We start from the raw sequence: 22,507 nt of genomic DNA, 5'->3' as shown, positions 1-22,507 counted from the left end.
AGGGCTGCATTGGGAGGCGGGTTCAGTTCCCCACCCTCAAATCGGGCGGGGATACTAATATTCGCCGATTCGAACTTTCCTAGCAAACCACACACCAATTCCCCTTGACAAGATCCTGGTCCTTAACCAATTTAACCAAAAGGTTAATTAGCTATATGGTTAAATTGAAGGATACTGAGGAAACACTCAATGCTACATTTCAGGCATTGGCAGATCCTACACGGCGAAAGATATTGATGCAATTGGTTTCAGGAGAGGCAACAGTCCTTCAGCTGGCAGAACCTTTCGAGATGAGTCTTCCTGGAATTTCCAAACACCTCAAAGTTTTAGAAAAAGCTGGACTCATTGAAAAAACCAAAACAGCCCAATTTCGCCCGTGTCGTTTGAAGGTTGAGGCATTGCAAGAAGCTAACCAATGGTTGGAACAATACAAACAATTATGGGAAGAACGATTCGATCGTTTAGATGCCTATTTAACAGGACTACAAAAACAACAACAGGAAAAAACTAACAATGTTTAAATCAGATCCAATTTTAACTCTAGAAGAAAATATCGTGCGCATTGAAAGACTATTTGATGCTCCCATTCAACTTGTTTGGGAAGTATGGACAAACCCTTTACACATTGGAAAGTGGTGGGGCCCAAAAGGATTTACAAACCCTACTGTGGAATTTGATTTTAAAGTTGGCGGATCATATCGAATTGTTATGCGATCACCAGATGGAGTCGATTATCCAGTTAAAGGACATTTTTTAGAAATTACACCTTTTCAAAGTTTTGTGATTAGTGATTTAGTAGATGAACATCCGGACGAATGGGTAAAAGAAGTTCAAAAAATGGCGGGAATCACTGGTGATAGAGAAATATTAAACTCAAAATTAAGAGTTCTCTTCGAGGAAGTTGGCGAAAAAACAAAAGTTGTTCTTATTACAGAATTTGCTAATAACCAAATACGCGACGGTTTTGCCAATTCAGGAATGAAAGAAGGTTGGTCACAAAGTTTCGAGAAATTGGAGGAAAATGCACTACCAAAATCTAACCAAATTTGTATCGAGAAAAAATTGAACCATCCGCAACATATAGTTTTTAAAGCATTCTCCGATCCTCTAACAATAAGTAATTGGTGGGGTCCAAATGGTTTTAAAACAACAACAAAAACTATGGACTTTAAAGTAGGAGGACAATGGGTTTTTACTATGGATGGACCCGATGGTACGATTTGGCCAAATACAATTGAATATAAAGAAATTAGAGAATACGACTATTTGGAATATCTACATGGGTCCGGAGATAAAAATAAAAATGATGATTTTCTGGTAATCATAAATCTAATTTCCATCGATAAGAACCAAACATTAGTAAAGATGCAAATGACTTTTTCTGATACAAACGTTCGAAATGCGAAGTTAAGAATTGGTGCGATAGAAGGTGGAAAACAAACACTTTCAAGACTTAACCAATATTTGGAGAAATAAAATGAATTCAATTAAAAGAAGTCGAATACTCATTTGTTTCATTGGAAAATTTTTTACTCAGGGGAAAACTTCAAATGACAAGCGCTAGTTTATGGGAAGATTTAAAAAAAGCACTAGCTGGTTCGGAAGAGGACTATACAGAAGTTAGTATACGAAAGGCAGTCTTTTTACTTTCAGTTCCAATGGTTTTGGAGCTAGTATTAGAATCGGTATTTGCTGTTGTAGATATTTATTTTGTAGGTTCTTTAGGTGCTTCCGCGATTGCAACTGTAGGACTTACTGAAACCTATTTATTCCTTTTATATTCCGTTGCAATGGGATTATCATTTTCTGTGACAGCCATAATCGCTAGGCGAATCGGTGAGAAAGAAAAAGATAAAGCGGGGGTGGCTGCCATCCAATCCATTTGGATTGCAATTATAGCCTCCATACCCTTTGCCATTGCCGGAATATTCTTTTCGAAAGAACTTCTTACCCTGATGGGTGGCGATGAGTGGGTGTTAAACGAAGGTCATCACTACATGCAATGGATGTTAGGTGGCAATATCGTAATAGTTCTCCTTTTTCTTATCAATGCAGTTTTTCGTGGGGCAGGTGATGCTGCCATATCTATGAGGGTTTTGTGGATCTCTAATGGATTAAATATTATCCTAGATCCCATTTTTATTTTTGGCTGGGGACCGATTCCTGCTTATGGAATTACAGGAGCTGCCATTGCCACTAACATCGGACGTGGGATAGGAGTCCTTTTTCAGTTATGGTTATTATTTAGAGGTGGTAAACATATTAAAATTCTCCGATCCCATCTAAAAATGGAATGGGATACCATTCGTGGAATTTTAAAAACATCACTTGGTGGAATAGGACAAATGATTGTGGGAATGACCTCCTGGATTTTTATCATGAGGATACTTTCTGAGTTTGGCAGTCAAACGGTTGCGGGAGCTACCATTGCTCTTAGAACTATGATGTTTACCATGATGCCTTCTTGGGGTATGTCCAACGCCGTTGCAACGTTAGTTGGTCAAAACTTAGGTGCAGGAAAACCGGACCGCGCCGAACAATCAGTTTGGTATACAGGTTTTTGTAATATGGGTTATTTGATTATAGTTTCCATCATCTATTACTTTTGGAGCGAAAATTTAATTTCAATTTTTACAGAAGATCCAGAAGTCATAAAAATTGGCGGAAAATGGTTACAAATAGTTTCTTATTCTTATTTTATTTATGCTTGGTGGATGGCCGCAGGACAAGCGTTTAATGGGGCAGGGGACACGATGACACCAACTAAAATCAACATTGTTTTCTTTTGGATCATTCAAATTCCCTTAGCTTATCTTTTGGGAAAATATTTTTCATTCGGCTCCACTGGAGTTTTTTGGTCCATCATGATTTCCGAATCTTCTGTAGGTGTATTTACTCTTTGGTTGTTTACTAAGGGAAATTGGAAACAAATCAAAGTTTAGTGGAGGTAAGGGAACAAATTATGAAATCAAAGATTCCAAAGTCAATTGATGAATACATTGAGAATTTTCCAAAAGAAGTGCAATTGGTCCTTCAAAAGATACGTAAAACAATCCAAAAAGAAGCACCAAATGCTACGGAAACCATAAGTTATGCAATTCCTACATTTGTACAAAATGGGAATCTATTACATTTTGCGGCATTTTCGAAACATATAGGTTTTTATGCTCTTCCTTCTGGGAATCAAGCTTTCCAGAAGGAAATTTCTCAATACAAATTTGGCAAAGGTTCGATCCAATTTCCCTTAAACGAACCTATTCCTTATTCTTTGATTAAAAAAATTGTAAAATTTCGAGTGGCTGAAAATTTAGAAAAGATTAACAAAAAAGTTTCGAAAAAGAAAACTCAAGTTCAAAAAAAAAAATCTTAATCAAATCATGACTGACGAGTTGTTATTTCTTCGATGTTACTATTTTTTATTTTGAACAAGATTAATTATTTTAAACTAATTTCTTAGGTTTATTTTAATTTATATGACTTGACCAATCAAAAAAATCAAGCCAACTGTTTTTCAGAATGAGGATCACGGTTGGAATTTGAAACAAACAGTCGGCTTTATTTATGGAACAGCAGAGTTATGTTTGCAACTAACAATATGCAGACAGATTTTCATTCGCATTATGCAGCTACACTTGCTGTTTCCTTAGAAAAAAATATTACAATCGAAACTAATTTAGGTAAGGAAGAATATAGAGTCGCACTTGTAGGTCCAAATACTTATCATCGCACGATTTCACCTGGAGTAGAAATGGTGGCACTCCTGATCGATCCAGAAACTTATGAGTTTGGATCCATTTCCCAATCAGTAGCATCTGGCGAAGTGAAAAGGTTAGAGGTGCAAAAATTTTTACCTTTAATTCACTCTCTTTGGTCATTGTATTATGGAGACCTAGAAGATAGTGAAGCGACTCAACTTCAATTAAATTTGCTTCGAACGGTTTATCCTTTTGAAAAATTAAATCCTACTATGGATCCAAGAATTGAAACAATTGCAAAAAGAATTCGATTGGAAATTCCGAATAGCATTCGAATGAAAGAAATAGGTAAAGATTTTTCAATTTCAGAAGATAGATTGATACGTTTGTTCAAAGAGAATCTTGGAATTCCGTTACGAAGATATCTGTTATGGGTTCGTATATTACGAGCAGTCAAAGAATTGAAAGCAGGAAAAAATCTCACCGAAGCTGCACATGAAGCAGGTTTTTCCGACTCTGCACATTTTTCGAGGACATTCAAAGAAAATTTCGGATTTATTCCATCGTTATTTTTTGGACATTTAAAAACTGCGGAAGTTCGATTTTGCGAACCTGAAGAAAATTACTAATAAATCTTAAAAATACCGGAATCATTCAAGCACAGTTTTTTAGATTTTGTTATCCTCTTCTTTCTAAGAAGGAAATGAGAAACTGATGCCCCTAGCCACTGAAAGAGGATTGTTATCTAAGTTATCCTCAAAATTTTCAAAATTAAAATCGGAATCGATCAAAATTCCATCCGTGGAAGAAAAATCAGGATTTCAAAAAGCTCAAAAATTAGCCTATGAATGTGTTACTACCATTGAAAAGGAAATGAAACCTGGTTGGACCGAAAAGCAAACCGCCAAACGTATGGATGAGTTTCTGCGCGATCATGGAGTCAAAGTTTTTTTGCATAGGCCCTTTGCTTGGTTTGGTGAACATGCTAGGTTTGATGGTTACAAACGGTTCACTCAATTTCATCCAGGTAAAAAAAAGTTAATAGAAGAAGAATCCTTTATACTAGATGTATCGCCTGTTGTAGATGGTTACATTGGTGATATCGGTTACTCTTCTTCATTAATCAAAAATACAGAACTCGATAAAGGTATGGAATACTTGTTACACCTTCGAGAGGAAATCCCAAAATACTTTAATTCAAAAATGACTTCTTCAGAAATTTGGTGGAAAATAGATTCAGATGCCAAAAAATCCGGATTTGACAACATACACTCGTTATATCCTTTTGCCGTTCTTGGTCACCGTGTATATAAAGTAAACCTTCCTAACATTTCGTTCCCATTATTACCTATAAGTTTTGCTAGTTGGTTTAGTTTACAAGGATCTTATGAATTTTTATCTCACAAGGTATTACCTGAATTATTAACACCTGATCATGAAGGAAACAAAGTCGGATTATGGGCCATTGAACCACATCTTGGTCGGGGGAAAACTGGATTTAAGTTTGAAGAGATACTAGTAGTAGAAGAGGACAAAGCATATTGGTTAGACGATGATGTTCCTCATGTAAAAAAGCACCAAACAAAAAAGGCAATTTAATGAAATTTATGAAGTTACATTCAATATTTATAATCTCACTAATATTCGTTTCTTGTAATACAGGAAACATTAAAATCGGAAAGGCCTACCAACTGGGAAATGTTCCTGAATCAGTATTAAAAGTAAGTAAACCAGATCCTTTTTTAAATCATTTAATTACAACTATGCCCGAATTACCTGGGCACGATGACTTAATTTTTGACAATAAAAATCAAATTGCTTTTGCCTCTGGAATGGATGGTTGGATTTGGAAATTAGATTTTAAATCTAATACAGCATTAGCTTGGGTAAAACCTCCAGTAAATCCGGCCGGGTTACAGTTTTCAAACAAAAATAACGAATCAATTTTAGTATGCGCATCCAAACTCGGAGGTGTGAGTTATGATAAAACAAAACAAGTTGGGTTATATGAAGTAAATATTAAATCGAAAACAGTAGTTCCGATTTTATTAACATTACCTAAAACTAATCAGGAAGATTTTGAATTGGTTTATCCAGAATCAAAACGTCCTACTTTTGCATTAAAGAATTTAAATGAGGCAAACTCACGCCCCTTTTCATTGTGTAATGATCTCGCGGTTTCTTCAGATGGAAATAGAATTTATCTCTCAGAACCTTTTGAAAGAGCAGATGCGGCTATGGGAAGTGGAGCTGTTCCAGAAGCAATAGGACTTTATCCTCATGGTAAACTTTGGATGTTTGATAGAAAACAAAATACCGTATCTTTAGTTATGAGTGGGTTTACTTTTGTTGATGGAATCATCATTGCAGACCATACTAATTCAAAAGAGGAATCTGTAATCATTACTGAAACTACCAAGTTTAGAATCATCAAAGCAAATATCAGTGGCAAACAGGAAGGTACTTTTGAAGTTCTATTAGAAAATCTTCCAGGACTTGCTGATGGATTAGAACGAGATAATAAAGGAAGAATTTGGGTCGGCATCATTAAACCTAGATCTGGTCTTGTCAATTTGATTCATAACAATCCTTGGTTAAAACCACTGTTACTATCTCTTCCACAGAGAATTTTGCCTATTGCCAAAAAAACGGGAATCCTTGTTTTGAATGCCAATGGAAAAACTCCCTTATACTACTCGATGCATGATGGATCAAAAATAAAAGATATCTCTGTAGCAGTTCCAAACTTAGACTCTGTTTATTTTCCTTCCTTTGACATATCCTCAAGAGGTTTGTATACCTTACCTTTGTCTAGTATTCCGTTAGGTGACAATTCTAATGAATAAAATAGTTATCCAATCAATTATTCAAAAACAAATATTTGTTTCATTTTATATAATAGGTTTGTTTTTAATCTTATTTTCCTGCCGAACACCAGAAGAATATTTCAAAAACCAAATAAAAGAACCTATCGATTTACCTTATCATTTAGGAATAAATGCAATCAAGTCAGAGGGAGATCCGATCAAAAAAAATGTAATCATAAGCGGATCCTCTTTACCCGCACAAGATGAGATTTTGTTACAAGAAGATTTAGATAGAGCATTTGTTGCTTCCATTGATGGTTGGATATGGAAAGTAAATTTGCGTAATCACGAAGCAGAACCGTTGATTAAAACTCCGCTTCTACCAGGTGGTATGGTGTTTCATCCAAAAAACAGTGATATCATCTATATGTGCCTATCTCGTGGAAAAGAACATACTGATAAAAATTCTGCCGTTCCTGGGATTTACGAATTAACAATATCCACAAAACAATTAAGGAAAATTGGGAGCCGTGTTCCTATCGTGGATAAATCTAAAGAACCATCGGCTGATCATATCGGTATCTTTTTTCCAAAAGGTAAAGAATCAAAAATCCCCTTTTCTAAATTAGTAGAAAGTAACAGTCGTAATGTGGAAAAAGCAGATGATTTAGCAATTAGTAGGGATGGCCAAAGAATTTATTTTACAGAACCCTATGATCATCCCGATGCAATCCTAGGAGTAAGTTTACAATCAAAACAAGAAGTCCTCACACTTGGAAGAAATGGTCATCTTTGGAAATATGACTTAAACGATAACACTGTGAGTTTGATCGCGTATCAATACACTTACTTAGATGGAATTTTATTGGAATATTCAAATGGAGATTTCGAATCTTCCATTCTTTTGAACGAATTATCAAAATCTAGACTCATACGTTTGCACCTAACGGGAGATAAACTAGGAAAAGATGAAATAGTGATTGAAGGTCTACCTGGATTTCCAGACGGAATGGACAGAGATCCAAAGGGTCGTATCTGGGTAGCCATTCCAGTAGAACGTTCGAAACTAATCACATGGTTACATAAACATCCTTTTTGGAAACGACTTGTTCTCTATATACCAGAAAAACTCCAACCAGTTTCCAAAAAAACTGGAATACTTGCTCTTTCACCTAACGGAAGTGAGCCATTGTATTTCAGCATGCATGATGGAAGTTTGTTTTCATATATCATTGTTGTTGTCCCCGGAAAAGAAAAGTTATATCTCGCGGTATACCAAGAGGGTTTTAAAGGATTTGTAACAATGCCTTATCCTAACAATCTTTAGTTGAAAGTTGGGCGCCTCGCAATCTATCTTATTTCCAGCTAATATTGATGAGACGATCCCGCTCTTCGTTCCAATCTTTCCCTTGTGGGAAAGGATTTCCACTGCGATCGGTGGCGCGAAGAGTTCTTATCTAAAAGTATATCAAATAGAAATTGAATGTTGGAATTACGAACTTTTCCCTTTTATTTTTTTTGGATTTAGAAAAGGAATTTTCTTTTACACAAGTTTATGGTATTTGGAGCTCATTGGGTGGCGGGTCTAGTTCCCCACCCTAAAATCGGGCGGGGATACTATATTCTACTTTGCGGGCGAAGGGGCTCGCCCTCTCCGCTGTTCGGACATCCTGTCCTCTCTGCGCTCCGAGTCACGGCGTCGCTCGTCGAAAGCCATCGTGGCTTTCTAACTGTAACATTCGTTCCCTATGGGTCACTCATGTTCCAGCTCGCGCCACTGTTCGATCCCTTCGGAATGATACTTAGATGATGATGGATTTTGGGAAATGGAGATCTGTCTTTTGCGGGCGAAGGGGCTCGCCCTCTCCGCTGTTCGGACATCCTGTCCTCTCTGCGCTCCGAGTCACGGCGTCGCTCGTCGAAAGCCATCGTGGCTTTCTAACTGTAACATTCGTTCCCTATGGGTCACTCATGTTCCAGCTCGCGCCACTGTTCGATCCCTTCGGAATGATACTTAGATGATGATGGATTTTGGGAAATGGAGATCTGTCTTTTGCGGGCGAAGGGGCTCGCCCTCTCCGCTGTTCGGACATCCTGTCCTCTCTGCGCTCCGAGTCACGGCGTCGCTCGTCGAAAGCCATCGTGGCTTTCTAACTGTAACATTCGTTCCCTATGGGTCACTCATGTTCCAGCTCGCGCCACTGTTCGATCCCTTCGGAATGATACTTAGATGATGATGGATTTTGGGAAATGGAGATCTGTCTTTTGCGGGCGAAGGGGCTCGAACCCTCGCCAGAAGCTTGGAAGGCTGCTGTGCTACCGTTACACCACACCCGCGACAGTAAATACATAGTTTTGGTTGGGGGTAAAGGGTCAATGATTTTTGGTTCCAGAAAGCGTGGTAGGAAGAAAATGAGACTATGGCCCTGCCCCAAGCACTCGAAAATTACCGCAAACAATATCGAAAAATCAAATTATTCCAAGACATAGCCTCTGTCCTACATTGGGACTCTGAGGTAATGATGCCTGAAGAGGGAAGGGAATACCGGTCCTCACAAATTGCCGCTGTGGCAGAGCTCACCCATGACTGGATGACAGACAAGTCTTTTCTAAAGCAAATTGAGGATGCCAAAAAATCGATAGGCGAACTCCCCGAACAAGACCGCTTGGTTTGGAATCGTGAGTTGGAAGTTCTTATGGAAGAGAAAGAGAAAGCAGATAAATTGCCTTCTGAATTTGTTTCCGAATATGCAAAAGTCACTAACTTAGCACATGCTGAATGGGCAAGTGCCAAAAAAGACAAAAACTTCCAATCCTTTGCAAATCGATTAGAGGAGTTAGTTCAATTATCAAAAAAACAGGCAGATTACTTTGGTTATACGACAGAACCTTACGATGCCTTGCTCGACAGTTATGAAAAAGGAGCCAAAGCCGCTCAAATTCAGATTTTATTTTCTGATTTGAAAAAGTCACTCGTTCCAATCGTCGCCAACGCACCTAAATTCAAAAATCCATTTCCTGGACCCGTATCCATTGACAAACAAACAAAATTTTGCAATCGATTGCCATCTCTTCTTGGATTAACAACCAAAGAATCTAGATTGGATACAAGTAACCATCCGTTTTCAACAAGTCTGGGTAAAGGTGATAAACGAATCACAACTCGCTATTCTGAACAAGATCCCCTTTCTTCCATCTTTGGTGTGTTACACGAAACTGGCCATTCATTATATGAATCTGGATTATCGGCAATGCCAGACTGGCCTACCCCTTTAACGGAGTTTTTAAGTTTAGGAATTCATGAATCACAAAGCCGATTGTGGGAAAATCAAGTGGGACGTTCCATACCATTTTGGGAATTTGTTTACCCTATTTTGTTATCTGACTTTGATTTAACGGATAAAGAACTTCCATTTAAAGAGTTATATCAATACATCAATAGTACAGAAAAAACAAAAGTAAGAGTGGAAGCAGACCAAGTTACTTACAACCTCCATATCATTTTACGTTTTGAAATTGAAAGAGACCTCATCAATGGAAAAATTCAAGTAAAGGATCTACCAGAGATTTGGAATGCAAAAATGAAGGAAAGTTTTAGCCTTTCCATAGAAAATGATGCAGAAGGTGTTTTACAGGACATCCATTGGTCTATGGGTGCTTTCGGATATTTTCCAACTTATACATTGGGAAATATTTTTAGCTCACAGTTTTTCAAAAAATTCACAGAAGAATATCCTGATTCGCATAACAAATTTTCTACGAAAGGTGATTTTTCTGATCTTCTAAATTGGCTCAGAAAAAATATTCACTCTAAAGGTAAAATTTATGATGTAGATACACTCATGCGAGATGTGACAGGTGAATCTGCTAATTCCAAATATTTAATTTCTTATTTAAATGGAAAAATTGAAGAAGTAACGAAATAGTAAAAATTGAAAATATTAATACAAAAGGATTATTTATGTCAGGATCAGAACAAGTTTTAGAGAAGTTAAGTCAATTATCATATTTTGATAATCTTGCGTTATACTATTTATGTATAGAAACACCTCCTCAAACTCTTGCATTGGCATTTATGCAAATGGATGAAAAAATTGCAGGCTCTATGTTGGGTGTATTGGATATTCAAAAAAGAAAGTATGTACATGAACTAATGTCTCTTCAAAAAGACAGTACGGAAGAAGCAAGAAAAGCCGCCGCCGAAGGGTTATTGCTCATCGCTGACGGCTTAATTTCTAGAAATTTAATCAGTAAACAAGGTAATTATTTTTTTGGAACAAAAAGATAAAAAGATCCAATTCCTAAACAAATCCAACCAATCAGAAAACTCACTCCTCCAATGGGAGTGATTGCTCCTAAAATTTTAATCCCAGTGATTGCCAGTGCGTATAAACTAAAGGAGAAAATAAGGATTCCTAAAAGAAATGACCAATTCGCAATCTTCAAATAAGTTTTACTTTTATTTGTAGATTCTGATTCTATTGAATGCTGTAACAGTAGAAATGCGAAGAGTGACACAAAAGTGTGATAAAAATGATATCGGTTTCCTGTTTCAAAAATCACCATTAGATCTGGTGTAATTATTTTTTTAAGACCATGCGCACCAAAAGCTCCGATGGCAACAGCTAAAAACCCAGAAAGGCAAATGAGTAGGATTAAAAACGCAGAGGATTGCTTCTTGACAAGATTCATTAACGATACTTCCTATTGCCTATGACTTCAGATGCAGCAGGAAAGAATACTAAATTTGTTAGAGTTTGGCGACAACTCAATGTAGAGGATGTAAAAAAACAATTACTCTATATCGACGATCTCTATGGAACTTGTGGCAATTGTAAAAAATTAGGTCTCAATTATCTAAAAGATAAAAAATGTCCCGATTGTGGAGTAACATTTAAATACCTCGCAACTAAAATGAGTAAGGTGGCAGATATTGGAAAAATTCTAAGCAGAATTGACAAAGAAGGTTTGGAATTAACTTTGATTGAGAGAGAAGACTTTGAAAGGTCTAGTGCGGCAGATGCAGCAAGAGACCTATTCAAATCATAAATGAAAATAGAAACTTTGGTTATTTGAATCGATCGATTAAAACTTAAACGACCAACCAAATTGTGCCGTTTTGTTATGTGCGGAAGTATCTTCCCAAGCATCAAACGCCCGAACGGCCCTTGATACAGCAAGGGCTGCAAATATTCCTACGGCATTTGGCGACTCCCAAACATTTCCTGGACCTTTTACATTCGCCATATTGTCCCAAATATTTTTTTTAGGCAGATTTTCTTGTGCATATAGATAAGCACCACCTGCCAAAATTAAATCGCATAATAAATAAATGCTCATACTAACAAAAGTATCACGATTAGTAAATAATGGAGAGTTCCAAGAGTTATAACCAACAGATGCCATTGGAGAAATTAAGTTTAAACCTTGAGAGATGACATGGTATTTTTCTGATAAAGGTACCGCGGATTCATGCGGAGGTTTTTGAAGAAGTTCTTGTTCCAAAATTTGTTTCCACATTCGTTCTTGGCCACGTCTAGGTGATTCAATTCTGATGATCGAATCGGGGGATGTTTTTCCTACTTTTCCTACATAGACATTAAAATCATAAGGATTCTTCCAGCGGTTTCTGTACCTGTAAACAAAACCCTGAGTTTTTTCATCCGCATAAAAATCGGGATCTAGTTTGTTTAATAAGGCAACTAAACGAAGATTCACATCTTCAGGTCCACCTAATACTTCTACCGTCTCTCCAGCAAATAGAGAGTTAGTGATACTAGTAGAAAGAAAGATTAAAAGACCAATATATAAAAGTATGAACCGAAATCTTTTAAATGGTTTCATGATTGGACTCCAGGAAGTTGAAGGTAAGCATTAATTAAACCTAACGAATTATATGTGGCATGACAGGCCATCGCTATCCATATATTACCTGTTTTAATATAGATATATCCAAAGAACATACCCACTCCGCAGATGATAAAAGGGATGGCGATTGAGGTTCCTTCTCCATAATGAAGCCAACCAAAAATTAGAGAAACTATGAATAAACCTTCTTGGGCAAGGTTCTTATCAATAAATGCTTTTAGTAAAAAACCTCTAAAAAAGATTTCTTCAAGAATTCCAGTAATGATACCTACAACGTAGATTCCCCAAGCCAATAAATACCCATTTCCATGAAGGGATTCATAAAGTTTCTTTGCAAACACACCTGATTCCACAGGAACTGATAACCTTTCCAATAACAACCCAAAGATAACTACAACGATAAAACAGATAAATCCATTTGCCATACCCCGCAGTAAAATTGGGATGGAAAGTTCATCTTGGAGGTTTGTTACAGGTATTTGTAGTACTTTTTTATAAAGTAAATAACCGAGTCCCACATAACATAAAAACCACGGTATGGAATGGCCAAGCAGGTAATGAGGTTTTTCAGAAAACACTTTATCGTAAAACTGAGATAATAACAAACTGGGATTGGAAGTGATTTCCTTTTGAAATTGTTCTTTGATGGGTGTCACAATTTTTTCGTATTCGGAAAGCATAGTGGCAAAGTCCATTTTACCTTCCCAATATTCTTCGTAGAGGGGAAGTAACTGTTCTTCGGGGATCCGGTCACTCAGGACCGAATTGTTAACAAAAGCTAAGAAAATAACGGAATAGAAGAAAGAACATATATAAACAAGACCAAGGGAATAGGCGGTTAGTCGAAAAATTTCAAAAAAACGATTCTGCATCTGCCTTACAGTTCCTCAATTTCGACAAGAATCGTCATCGTTTTTTTGGAGAATGGCCGATATTCAAATAAGAAGATTATGTCTAAAACCGTCGATTTTGTGAAATGGGCACTTTTTCTGATCACTTTCAGTGGATTCCCATCGCTGGTTTCAGGCCCGCTCACTTTGGCAAATTTGGAATATACTAACCCTTCCTTAAAAAATCTTCGTTCGGAAATCAAAGAAAATTTACGAATCTCCAAATCCGGAGCAAGGAAAGAAGCTCTGATTCCTCTGAAATATTATGAATACAAGGTTCGTGCAGAAGATAATTTTTTTAAAATCATGGCACGCACAGGAATGGATTTGGAAACCCTTTCCTCTGTAAACGAGCTCAGTTCACCACATGATCTATCCCCTGGAATGATTTTAGAAATTCCCAATATGCGTGGTACCTTCCATCCAGAAGAAACAACTGGAGATGAAAAAACAAAACTAACGTTAGCTGAAAAATACAATATCGATTCGAACAAATTACAATATGATTCTGAAAGAGAAAAATGGTTTTTACCAGGAATATCTATGGGAAAATCAGAAAAATCTTTTTTCTATGGATTTGGATTTCAATTTCCATTAACGGAAGCAAGGATTTCTTCTGGTTTTGGTAAACGAATTGATCCATTCACTAAAAAAGATACCTTTCATGGAGGAATTGATTTGGCCGCCGAACAAGGATCAGACGTATTTGCATCTATGGATGGTGAAGTAATATTCAAAGGTAAACAAGGTGGTTATGGAAATTTAATCATCTTAAAACATGGTTTAGGATACGAAACACGTTATGGACATCTTTTAGATTTTAATATTCATGTAGGACAGAAAGTAAAAAAGGGCCAAAAAATTGGGGAAGTTGGACAAACAGGTAGAGCGACCGGTCCACATTTACATTTTGAAATTAGAAGAAATTCAAAACGTGAAAGACCTATTTTTCGATCTCATTAAAAAAAGATTTACGATTCAAATTGATTCTTGTAATTCTGGGAATCAATGGACTTTGAAATTCCCCAAGAAGTAGAAACACTTCGCAAAAATATCCAAGACTTCATTACAAATGAAATCATCCCTCTGGAAAAACATTACGATTATGAAAAAGGTCGTATGCCTGAAGACATTAACCAACAAGCGCGTGCTAAAGTAAAGGCAGCTGGTTTTTGGACTCCACATCTTCCAAAATCAGAAGGTGGATTGGGTTTAGATTTAATAGGAACTTGTATTATTTTTAGTGAACTGGGTCGTTCCCCTATAGCACCATACATATTTAATTGTGATGCTCCCGATGAAGGAAACATGCATTTACTTTCAATTGCTGCTTCTGAAAAACAAAAAGAACTAATACTTCACCCACTCATCAAAGGCGAATTACGAACTGGCTTTGCAATGACCGAACCAGGACCGGGGGCAGGATCAGACCCAACCACCTTACAGACCAATGCCGAAAAACAAGGTGATAAATATATCCTCAACGGACGTAAGTGGTACTGCACTGGTGCCAATGGTGCGAAGTATTTAATTGTGATGGCAAAGGTAAATGGAAGTTTCCGAAAAACCACCATGTTCCTTGTACCAACCGATGCTAAAGGATACACAATGGTTCGGGAAATTGAACTTATGGGTTCTCATGGACCAGGTGGGCACTGCGAACTCAATTTCGAAAACGTAGAAGTTTCTGAAGATATGATTCTTGGCCGTGTTGGTGAAGGTTTTCGTCTTTCCCAGGAAAGGCTTGGACCTGCTCGCTTAACGCATTGTATGCGTTGGACTGGGATGGCAAGACGAGCATTGTCGATTGCGAGAAGTTATGCGAAAGAGAGGCAGGTATTTAATGCCCGAATCGCTGACCACCAGGGAATCCAATGGATGTTTGCTGAACGTGCAACCGAAATTGAAATGGCCTTTCTTTTGACTTTGAAAGCTGCTTGGTTATTACAAAAAGGAAAAGATGCACGCCAAGAAACTTCTATGGCAAAATGGAAAGTCAGCGAATCTCTGTGTAATACGATTGATATGGGCATCCAAGTTTGCGGAGGTAAAGGATATTCGAGAGACCTTCCTTTGGAATTGTTTTACAGAGATGCAAGAGCCGCGAGGATTGCTGATGGACCATCGGAAGTCCATAAGATGGTCATAGGTAGAAACTACATTTCAGAAAAATGGGATTTTTAAGGAGTATGGAAATTCAAGAATTAAAGGAAAAAGTAGAACTCCACTTATCCTCCGTTTGGAAAGACAATGTAAAAGTTTCCCAAATACAACACTTAAGTGGGGGAGCTTGCCAAGACAATTATGCATTGGACTTAATTTCTAAATCCGGAAAACAGTCGTTAGTTTTGCGAACAGACAAAGGAGCGAGTTTACTTTCTTCTTTGTCAAAACGAGATGAGTTTAAAGTGGCAGAGCTTGTATACAAAGCAGGTGTCAAAACTCCGACTCCAGTTTTTTTGGAAGAAACTTCCGAAGTCATAGGTGCTCCTTTTTTTCTAATGGAGAAAATTGGAGGTAAAGCTACTGGACGTTATATCACAAAAGATAAGGAACTTGATTCCTATCGTAAAACCCAGATGGTAACAGATCTGGCTTCAAACTTAGCGAAACTTCATACCGTAAAACCTAGTTCTATTTCAGATGAAGAACTTAAACAAAAGCTAAAGTTAGTCACAAAAGAAAATTATGTTTCTATTGCAATTTTGGATCTAAAACAATCATTAGACGAACTTCCCGAAGCACATCCTGCCATTGAACTTTGTTTGTTTTGGTTAGAATCAAATGCACCTGCTATTGATGATATTGTTCTGGTTCATGGGGATTTTCGTACAGGAAACTTTATGATGAACTCCGATGGACTCCAAGGAATTTTAGATTATGAATTTGCCCATTTTGGGGACCGCCACGAAGACATTGCTTGGTTGTGTATGCGTGACTGGCGATTTGGAAGGCTTAACAAAGAAGTGGGCGGATTTGGAGATCGAAAAGATTTTTATGATGCTTATGAAAACACTTCAGGAATACCTGTGGATCCTTTTAAAGTAACTTTCTGGGAAATTATGGGGAATGTTCGTTGGGCCATAGGAAGTGCACAACAAACAGAAAGACATTTATCAGGAAAAGACAAAGGCATTGAACTTGCTGCCATCGGCCGTCGGACTGCTGAAATGGAATGGGAAGCCATGCGACTCATCGAGGAAATCAGTAATGCAATATAGACCAGAAACAAAAGAACTCATTTCGACCATTCAGGATTTTTTGATGAAGGAACTTCTTCCTAAATTGGAAGGAGATGATTTGTTATCTTATAAAACATTAGTTTCATGGAATATGTTGGGTGTAATTGCAAGAGAAATAGAATCAAAAGAATTTGAATCTGACCTTCAACGAATCCAAAATTTAAATTTAAAAATTTCTGACTTAGATACAAAATTTAAATCCGAAGAGTTTGCGAATTTAACTCGAAAGGAAAAATACAATTTGCTACTAGTTTGGAACAAAGAATTTGCTAATACAATTCGAAACCTAACAAAAGACAAATCAAACTCAGACCTTAAACCTGGTGGAAAAATTTGGAACTTTGCAAAAAACCAACTTAAAGAAAATTTGTCCATCTCAAATCCGAGGTTCCAAACCTAAATGTCTTTATTGTATTTAGTCCGTCATGGACAAGCAGATCGCCTTGGAAAAAACTATGACCAACTAACGCAACACGGTTGGAAACAAGCCAAATTACTGGGAGAATACTTTAAAAACCAAAGAATCGAATTTGATTCTGTATATACAGGTAGCCTCAATCGACAAAAACAAACTGCACAAGGTATAGTTGAGAGTTTTTCAAAAGACCAGTTTTGTATTCCGGAACCAATTGAAAATACAGCTTGGGATGAATTTGATTCCAAAATGTGGCTTGGTCTTGCAGCTAAGATTCGTCATGCGAATAATGACTTTGCAAAATTATACGAATCTTATAAAAAAGCATGGGAAGACGGAAAAGAGGAAACAAGAGAATATTTCCAAGAACTCATTCAAATTGTTTTACACGATTGGGTACATGGAGTTTGGGATCCTGTGGAGCCTTATACATTCAATCAATATGTGGACAAAGTTTCTTCTGGCCCGAAAGGAATACCTAACGATGTAAAAAGTACGTTAGTAGTATCTTCTAGCACACCTATAGCAATCATGATGGGACTTTCTTGTAAAATGCAACCTGTTGAATTTCCGGTATTTATGAAATCGATTACCAATTCTTCTCTCAGTGTTTTTAGAAGAGAAAAAGACCATTGGGAGCCTGTGAGTTGGAACAACACTCCCCATTTACAAGATCCAGATTTGGTAACTTTAGTTTGAAATAAACCTGAATCTAAATTTATTTTTAAAAAATCATATAACAACGAATCGGTGAAGCTATTGGGCAAAGGATGATAGAAGTTTCATTCTATTTTTGGCTTTTTGTCCCCAACCGGTTCTTGGAAAATTTTTATACAAATGTTCCATAGCAGCTAATTCCTCTTCATTCGATTTACTATATCGAACCGTGATTTTTGGTTCTTCTTGGAACTTAAAATCAACGGAGACATGAAAACTTCCCATAAAAACCACAGTGCCTGGCTGTAGATCTAACCTTGTTTTTTCGATATCGTTTCGGTCAAAATCGATATCAATTTTTGTGGGTTGTTTTGTACTTCCAAAGGAAAAGTCCGATGCACCACGATTCAAAAGATGGACTGCATCATAAATTTCATACTGCCCTTCCTTTAGATTTTGGAAGTAATAGTAGTGCTCTGAATTTTCATTGTATTCAAAAGTTTTTTCTCCCTTTCGAAGCGTTACTTTTTGAAACCTTGGATCAATCAACTCATCTAAAATCATTTCATCTTTAACTATTGTCATGTGAAGAATGATGAGACTGCTTTGTGCATTTTTGGGTCCAAAACTCGAACATTCCGGGAAGAGATAAGTAATTAAAAATAAAATCAAAACCTTCCGAAAAATTCCCGAAGTGATCTTTTCAAACTTGGAAATTTTTTTATTTGATGGTTTTGAATCATCATTGATTACGGAACGTTTTTCTGAATGATCTTCGTAAGAATTAGAACTCATTGTTTTTATTTACCTTAACCCATTGGGTATTGGATTTTCTTAGAAACAAGATTGATTTCTGATAAAATTTCTTCAGACAAAATGACATCGGTTGCTTTTAAGGATTCTTCCAACTGGGCTACAGTATTGGCTCCAATGATCGTAGAAGCAACGTAGTCATGTTGTTTGCTCCAAGCAACAGAAAGAACAGTCGCACTCATTCCATATTTTTCCGCAATTTTCATTAGTTCGGCAGTGGCAGCCAAAGTGTTTTCATTTAGGAAACGACTGGCCATTCGCCTTTGTCTTTCACCTTCTGCTATATAACGAACAAACCGCGCACCTTCTGGGGGAACAGTCCCGTTATATTTTCCAGTGAGAACACCACCTGCAAGCGGAGAATATGGTAACAAAGATACTCCTTCTTTTCGACAAACCTGTGCTAACTCATCTTCGAAACGACGATTCAGAATGGAAAAGTTATTTTGAATGGAATCATACCGAATCAGATTGTATTTGTCTGAAGTCCAAAGACTTTTCATTAGTCCAAAAGAAGTTTCGTTAGAACAACCCGCGTAACGAATTTTTCCTTCTTCTTTCAGCTCAGTCAGTGCTTCCATCGTTTCATCATAAGGCATATCATGGTCAGGCCAATGAGTTTGATACAAATCGATAGTTTCAATACCTAATCTTTGTAAGGAACCTTCAATGGCACGACGTATATGATATTTGTCTAATGCTGTTTTTCCTTCGCGGAGTGGGGGACTAAACCAACCGTGACCTGGACCTGCGACTTTCGTTGCGAGAATGATACCATCACGAGGTTTTGTTTTGAGCCACTTTCCGAAAATTTCCTCAGTCCTATGCACCCAAGATTTTTGTGGCGGCACCGGATAAATTTCTGCTGTATCATAAAAATCAATGCCAGCATCGTAGGCACGATCTAAAATTCGAAACGCCTCATCTTCGTTACACGAGGAGCCAAATGTCATAGTACCCATACAAATTTCGGATACCACCATTCCTGTTTTTCCAAGTCTTCGTTTTTTCATGTTATTTTTTAATTAAAAATGTTCTGAATTGATTTTTTGGATCACTCCATTCAATGACGTGATCTTTTACCTTTGCTTTTGTGGGCCCTCGTTGCATGGCTCTGTATAAATCTTCTATAAAAAGTTTATCACCTTCTACCACTGCTTCGACTTCCCCATTGGGTAAGTTTTGAGTATAACCTTTGAGTCTCATTTCTTGGGCTTTTTGGAGGACATAGTAACGAAATCCAACCCCTTGTACAGTTCCCCGTATTAAAATTCGCGCTCTTGCTTCTTCTGATTTTCCCAAAGATAGTCTCCTTTCTAGAACTTACTTGGATTTAGAATTCTCTGCAATGTAATTTTGAATGGCAGATTTAAAAAGAGGGACAAACTTCTCATAGACGGCTCGTTTGAACTCGACAACGGATTGAATTGTATCTTGAATTTCCATAAATTGGACTGTTAAAAACTCTTGTTCATGGTGGACTAAATCACACTCTTCCAAAGTTCCATCCCAAAAAAATAAAATCCATCTCTGTAATTGCCCACGAAATTTTTGTAAGTGAGAATTAAGACCTAAAGAGTTAGGAAAGTCATAGGGAATCCAATCAGGATATTCGGTTACATAAATTGCTTTTTTGATTCCAAGTTCTTCATATAATTCCCGTTTTGCGGCTTCCAAATAATCTTCGTTTTCATCGATTCCACCTTGAGGGAATTGCCAAGAACCAGGGAATTGTATTCGCTCCCCAACAATCACTTGGCCTAAAGAATTAAAAACCACCATGCCTACATTTTTGCGGTAGGGTTTATCTGTCATAATCCTTAGAATGGCTCTATCATACATTTTCGCAAGAAATTCCTTAATTTTTTGTTTCTCCGCTAGTCCGAGGTTCCAATCTTGGACTTAGGAAGTAATATGAAGATCATTTTAGTTCGTCATGGTGAGGCAGAAAACGCTAGCGGAACGATTTCTGATTCGCAGCGGGATCTAACCGACAAAGGTGTTAGTGATATTCATAAAATAGGAAAGTTTATTAAAAACTCTTCGTTAGCTGTTAAACAAGTTTACTATAGCCCTTATACAAGAACTAAACATACAGCGGAGATTCTTTCTGAAGAATTAAAGTATAGCTGTGAATTGGTTCCGTCAGATGACCTATTAGCCGGTAAAGGTTGTACCGATATTATTTCTTGTTTAGTAAATTTTACAAATTCCGACACAGTTCTGTTAGTCGGCCATAATCCTGATATCACTTTTTTCGCTGCAAAATTATTGGGGAATTCCAGTGCTGCAGAAAATTTAATCTTTCAGCCTGGTTCGACCATTGCCATCAATGTAGCTCGGGAAAAATTTGCACATGGGCAAATTATTTGGGCCATTTCACCGGACAATTTAGGCATTTGAATTTCTAGTGATTAGTAAGACTTGACCCGGTTTCGATTGTAGGGTTTTTGGATTTCAGAACGCGGGGTGTAGCGCAGCGGTAGCGCACTTGTCTGGGGGGCAAGGGGTCGCCGGTTCAAATCCGGTCACTCCGAAGTTCAATAGTTTTGATTTAAAAAACCCAGCAGGCCTGCGAACAAACCTGCCGGAAGAAAATTCAGGATGGTGATATACAAAATATAACTGTTAAGAAGGTTTGTTTTGATTTCCTTCTTTGACTTTATCTAAGTATTTGGCTACATTATCTTTTAGCTCGTCGATACGAACGATTCCCCAAGCAATGCCCATTTTTACTTTCAGTGCATTGTCGCTGGTGTCGTTTTCGCCTTGTTCTTTTAACTTTTGAAAGTTAGTTTCAAATTTGCTTTTTTTCTCGTTTAGGTCCACAACCAGTTTCTCCCAAACTTCTTTGGAAGTCTTTACGGCTCCAATCCCAGCATTCACGATATCTTGCAGCTTATTTTCCACATTGCTCATCGGATGTTACTCCTTCCCTCTCCATTATTTTGCACTGCACAATAATGTCTAGAAAGAATTTTCTGGAGGAATCTGAAATCATGGTCTAAAATGGCCGGATGCGCGTAAAAACCCTAAGGACTTTTTTCTCCGTTTTGACCCTAGTTTTCTTAATTGCAAACTGTAGTAACCCTATCCAAGAAAAACCCATTGCTGGCTGTGAACGAATTCCAGGAACTCCTGGTCCGGAAGATTTGGATCTCATCCGAGAAACAGCAACAGTCATTGTTTCTTCCCATGAACGCCGCAATGGACTAAAAGATATCGGAGCTTTGTTTGAAGTTTCTTTCGCTAACCCGAATGGAAAATTAGAAGCAAAAAAAATTGAAACCAATTATCCTGAAAACTTTCGACCACATGGGATTAGTTATGCGAAAATTAAAGGTGTAGACACCTTGGCTGTGATCTCCCATACGTTATTAGATGAAAATCCGCATACCATAGAAATTTTTGAACGTTCCAAATCAGGCAAATGGACTTATAAAAAAACTCTAAGGGATCCCACGCTCACAAGTCCCAATGATATTTTTATGAACGAAGCTGGAGAGATTTTTGTTTCCAATGATAATGGAACTAGTAATGCCTTTCGTAAGTATTGGGACATGATCATCCGCAGTGAAAGGGCCGATGTATCCTATTATGATGGAAAAACATTTCAAGCACTGGAAGTACCAGTTATGCTTGGGAATGGAATTTACATTCGTAAAAAAGGAAATGAAGAACTCTTATACCGATCTGTATTTTCCGAAAAAGCCATTCGAGTATATCAAGTAGACCGAAGTTCCAGTAAAATCAATTTAAAGTATTTAGAATCCATCGCCATCGGTGCAGGTCCAGATAATATTTTAGAAGATGAAAATGGAATGTTATGGCTTGCGGCCCATGATTCTACTTATAAATTCATTCGTCATGTAATGAACCGAACCAACCTAGCACCCACTCGTGTTTTTAAAATCAATCCAGAAACAAAGGAAGTTACAGAAGTGTATGCCAATGAAGGTGCAGAAATCTCAGCTGGTAGCACAGGACTTGTTTTCAAAAACAAACTTTTGATTTCGCAAGTGTTTGAAGATTTTCTTTTGGTTTGCCCAAGGCCGTAAGGGAAAGTATTTCTATTTTGATTTCGGATACGATGGTGTTGGAAGATGCTGTCGTATTTGTG

General features: G+C 37.4%; 26 protein-coding genes and 2 tRNA genes. 19 read left to right on the top strand and 9 right to left on the bottom strand.

The genetic code is table 11. The features are described 5' to 3' along the window. Positions 1-155 precede the first annotated feature (155 nt). The 8 genes from EHQ31_RS13245 to EHQ31_RS13210 all read left to right on the top strand — a co-directional run bounded on the left by EHQ31_RS13245 (position 156) and on the right by EHQ31_RS13210 (position 7,829). Positions 156-521 carry an ArsR/SmtB family transcription factor gene (locus EHQ31_RS13245; protein WP_135572954.1) on the top strand — a complete coding sequence of 122 codons (366 nt, stop codon included), beginning with the start codon at positions 156-158 and terminating at the stop codon, positions 519-521. After that, entirely contained in the window at positions 514-1,476 is a 963-nt protein-coding gene (locus EHQ31_RS13240) for an SRPBCC family protein (RefSeq protein WP_135572956.1), read from the top strand. The genes EHQ31_RS13245 and EHQ31_RS13240 overlap by 8 nt, the downstream gene beginning before the upstream one ends. Positions 1,477-1,550: 74 nt before the next feature. Further along, the gene (locus tag EHQ31_RS13235; protein ID WP_135572958.1) at positions 1,551-2,942 is read left to right on the top strand and encodes an MATE family efflux transporter; all 1,392 of its coding nucleotides are present in this window, start codon (positions 1,551-1,553) and stop codon (positions 2,940-2,942) included. Positions 2,943-2,962: 20 nt separating this feature from the next. Then, positions 2,963-3,370: an iron chaperone gene (locus EHQ31_RS13230; RefSeq protein WP_135572960.1), complete on the top strand. Its 408-nt coding sequence runs from the start codon at positions 2,963-2,965 to the stop codon at positions 3,368-3,370. A 207-nt stretch (positions 3,371-3,577) separates the two neighbouring features. Beyond that, entirely contained in the window at positions 3,578-4,324 is a 747-nt protein-coding gene (locus tag EHQ31_RS13225; RefSeq protein ID WP_135572963.1) for a helix-turn-helix transcriptional regulator, read from the top strand. Between the two features lie 85 nt (positions 4,325-4,409). Then, positions 4,410-5,294: a M24 family metallopeptidase gene (locus tag EHQ31_RS13220; protein WP_135572965.1), complete on the top strand. Its 885-nt coding sequence runs from the start codon at positions 4,410-4,412 to the stop codon at positions 5,292-5,294. A gap of 8 nt (positions 5,295-5,302) precedes the next feature. Further along, positions 5,303-6,541: an SMP-30/gluconolactonase/LRE family protein gene (locus tag EHQ31_RS13215; RefSeq protein ID WP_135572967.1), complete on the top strand. Its 1,239-nt coding sequence runs from the start codon at positions 5,303-5,305 to the stop codon at positions 6,539-6,541. Then, entirely contained in the window at positions 6,534-7,829 is a 1,296-nt protein-coding gene (locus tag EHQ31_RS13210; protein ID WP_135572969.1) for an SMP-30/gluconolactonase/LRE family protein, read from the top strand. The genes EHQ31_RS13215 and EHQ31_RS13210 overlap by 8 nt, the downstream gene beginning before the upstream one ends. Positions 7,830-8,768: 939 nt before the next feature. Here EHQ31_RS13210 and EHQ31_RS13205 read toward each other — a convergent pair. After that, a tRNA-Gly gene (locus EHQ31_RS13205) sits at positions 8,769-8,839 on the bottom strand. Positions 8,840-8,922: 83 nt separating this feature from the next. On the opposite strand from EHQ31_RS13205, the gene EHQ31_RS13200 reads away from it, so the two are divergent. Together EHQ31_RS13200 and EHQ31_RS13195 are read left to right on the top strand one after the other, a co-directional pair. After that, entirely contained in the window at positions 8,923-10,428 is a 1,506-nt protein-coding gene (locus EHQ31_RS13200; RefSeq protein ID WP_135572971.1) for a carboxypeptidase M32, read from the top strand. A gap of 35 nt (positions 10,429-10,463) precedes the next feature. Next, entirely contained in the window at positions 10,464-10,790 is a 327-nt protein-coding gene (locus EHQ31_RS13195; RefSeq protein WP_135572973.1) for a hypothetical protein, read from the top strand. On the opposite strand, the gene EHQ31_RS13190 is transcribed toward EHQ31_RS13195, so the two are convergent. Continuing rightward, complete coding sequence (locus EHQ31_RS13190; RefSeq protein ID WP_135572975.1) at positions 10,766-11,194, bottom strand: DUF423 domain-containing protein; 429 nt, start codon at positions 11,192-11,194, stop codon at positions 10,766-10,768. The genes EHQ31_RS13195 and EHQ31_RS13190 overlap by 25 nt on opposite strands. 21 nt (positions 11,195-11,215) lie before the next feature. Here EHQ31_RS13190 and EHQ31_RS13185 point away from each other — a divergent pair, with 21 nt between their 5' ends. Beyond that, positions 11,216-11,551: a hypothetical protein gene (locus EHQ31_RS13185; protein ID WP_135572977.1), complete on the top strand. Its 336-nt coding sequence runs from the start codon at positions 11,216-11,218 to the stop codon at positions 11,549-11,551. 36 nt (positions 11,552-11,587) lie between these two features. On the opposite strand, the gene EHQ31_RS13180 is transcribed toward EHQ31_RS13185, so the two are convergent. Continuing rightward, positions 11,588-12,346: a hypothetical protein gene (locus EHQ31_RS13180; RefSeq protein ID WP_135572979.1), complete on the bottom strand. Its 759-nt coding sequence runs from the start codon at positions 12,344-12,346 to the stop codon at positions 11,588-11,590. Next, a complete protein-coding gene (locus EHQ31_RS13175) occupies positions 12,343-13,242 on the bottom strand; it encodes a CPBP family intramembrane glutamic endopeptidase (protein WP_135572981.1) in 900 nt (299 codons plus the stop codon). The genes EHQ31_RS13180 and EHQ31_RS13175 overlap by 4 nt, the downstream gene beginning before the upstream one ends. A gap of 78 nt (positions 13,243-13,320) precedes the next feature. Here EHQ31_RS13175 and EHQ31_RS13170 point away from each other — a divergent pair, with 78 nt between their 5' ends. From EHQ31_RS13170 to EHQ31_RS13150, 5 genes are read left to right on the top strand one after another with little or no spacing between them, the layout of a single operon-like run. Continuing rightward, positions 13,321-14,223: a LysM peptidoglycan-binding domain-containing M23 family metallopeptidase gene (locus EHQ31_RS13170; RefSeq protein ID WP_135572983.1), complete on the top strand. Its 903-nt coding sequence runs from the start codon at positions 13,321-13,323 to the stop codon at positions 14,221-14,223. A 45-nt stretch (positions 14,224-14,268) separates the two neighbouring features. Further along, positions 14,269-15,444, top strand: a complete 1,176-nt coding sequence (locus tag EHQ31_RS13165) for an acyl-CoA dehydrogenase family protein (protein WP_135572985.1) — start codon at positions 14,269-14,271, stop codon at positions 15,442-15,444. A 5-nt stretch (positions 15,445-15,449) separates the two neighbouring features. Then, a complete protein-coding gene (locus EHQ31_RS13160) occupies positions 15,450-16,481 on the top strand; it encodes a phosphotransferase family protein (RefSeq protein WP_135572987.1) in 1,032 nt (343 codons plus the stop codon). Then, positions 16,471-16,902 (top strand): hypothetical protein, encoded by a 432-nt coding sequence (locus EHQ31_RS13155; RefSeq protein ID WP_135572988.1) that lies wholly within the window; start codon positions 16,471-16,473, stop codon positions 16,900-16,902. The genes EHQ31_RS13160 and EHQ31_RS13155 overlap by 11 nt, the downstream gene beginning before the upstream one ends. After that, a complete protein-coding gene (locus EHQ31_RS13150) occupies positions 16,903-17,616 on the top strand; it encodes a histidine phosphatase family protein (protein WP_135572990.1) in 714 nt (237 codons plus the stop codon). A 57-nt stretch (positions 17,617-17,673) separates the two neighbouring features. Here the strand turns inward: EHQ31_RS13150 and EHQ31_RS13145 are convergent, their stop codons facing one another. The 4 genes from EHQ31_RS13145 to EHQ31_RS13130 are packed head-to-tail and all read right to left on the bottom strand — an operon-like array spanning position 17,674 to position 20,229. Beyond that, positions 17,674-18,369 (bottom strand): hypothetical protein, encoded by a 696-nt coding sequence (locus EHQ31_RS13145; RefSeq protein ID WP_135572992.1) that lies wholly within the window; start codon positions 18,367-18,369, stop codon positions 17,674-17,676. A gap of 14 nt (positions 18,370-18,383) precedes the next feature. Next, the gene (locus EHQ31_RS13140) at positions 18,384-19,400 is read right to left on the bottom strand and encodes an aldo/keto reductase (protein ID WP_135572994.1); all 1,017 of its coding nucleotides are present in this window, start codon (positions 19,398-19,400) and stop codon (positions 18,384-18,386) included. A gap of 1 nt (position 19,401) precedes the next feature. Then, positions 19,402-19,689 carry an acylphosphatase gene (locus EHQ31_RS13135; protein ID WP_135572996.1) on the bottom strand — a complete coding sequence of 96 codons (288 nt, stop codon included), beginning with the start codon at positions 19,687-19,689 and terminating at the stop codon, positions 19,402-19,404. Between the two features lie 21 nt (positions 19,690-19,710). After that, a complete protein-coding gene (locus EHQ31_RS13130) occupies positions 19,711-20,229 on the bottom strand; it encodes an RNA pyrophosphohydrolase (RefSeq protein WP_135572998.1) in 519 nt (172 codons plus the stop codon). A gap of 72 nt (positions 20,230-20,301) precedes the next feature. On the opposite strand from EHQ31_RS13130, the gene sixA reads away from it, so the two are divergent. Next, a complete protein-coding gene (sixA, locus tag EHQ31_RS13125) occupies positions 20,302-20,790 on the top strand; it encodes a phosphohistidine phosphatase SixA (protein ID WP_135573000.1) in 489 nt (162 codons plus the stop codon). A 62-nt stretch (positions 20,791-20,852) separates the two neighbouring features. Continuing rightward, a tRNA-Pro gene (locus EHQ31_RS13120) sits at positions 20,853-20,924 on the top strand. A gap of 91 nt (positions 20,925-21,015) precedes the next feature. Here the strand turns inward: EHQ31_RS13120 and EHQ31_RS13115 are convergent. Then, positions 21,016-21,306 carry an LIMLP_16025 family protein gene (locus EHQ31_RS13115; protein ID WP_135573002.1) on the bottom strand — a complete coding sequence of 97 codons (291 nt, stop codon included), beginning with the start codon at positions 21,304-21,306 and terminating at the stop codon, positions 21,016-21,018. A 134-nt stretch (positions 21,307-21,440) separates the two neighbouring features. Between EHQ31_RS13115 and EHQ31_RS13110 the strand changes: the two genes are divergently transcribed. Next, on the top strand, positions 21,441-22,445 hold the full coding sequence (locus tag EHQ31_RS13110; protein ID WP_244247380.1) for an arylesterase: 1,005 nt from the start codon (positions 21,441-21,443) through the stop codon (positions 22,443-22,445). The last annotated feature ends 62 nt before the right edge of the window (positions 22,446-22,507 follow it).

Source organism: Leptospira montravelensis, assembly GCF_004770045.1.
Taxonomy (GTDB): Bacteria; Spirochaetota; Leptospiria; order Leptospirales; family Leptospiraceae; genus Leptospira_A; species Leptospira_A montravelensis.
The sequence above is the reverse complement of the archived record's forward strand: the minus strand, read 5'-3'. Positions and strand labels throughout refer to the sequence as shown.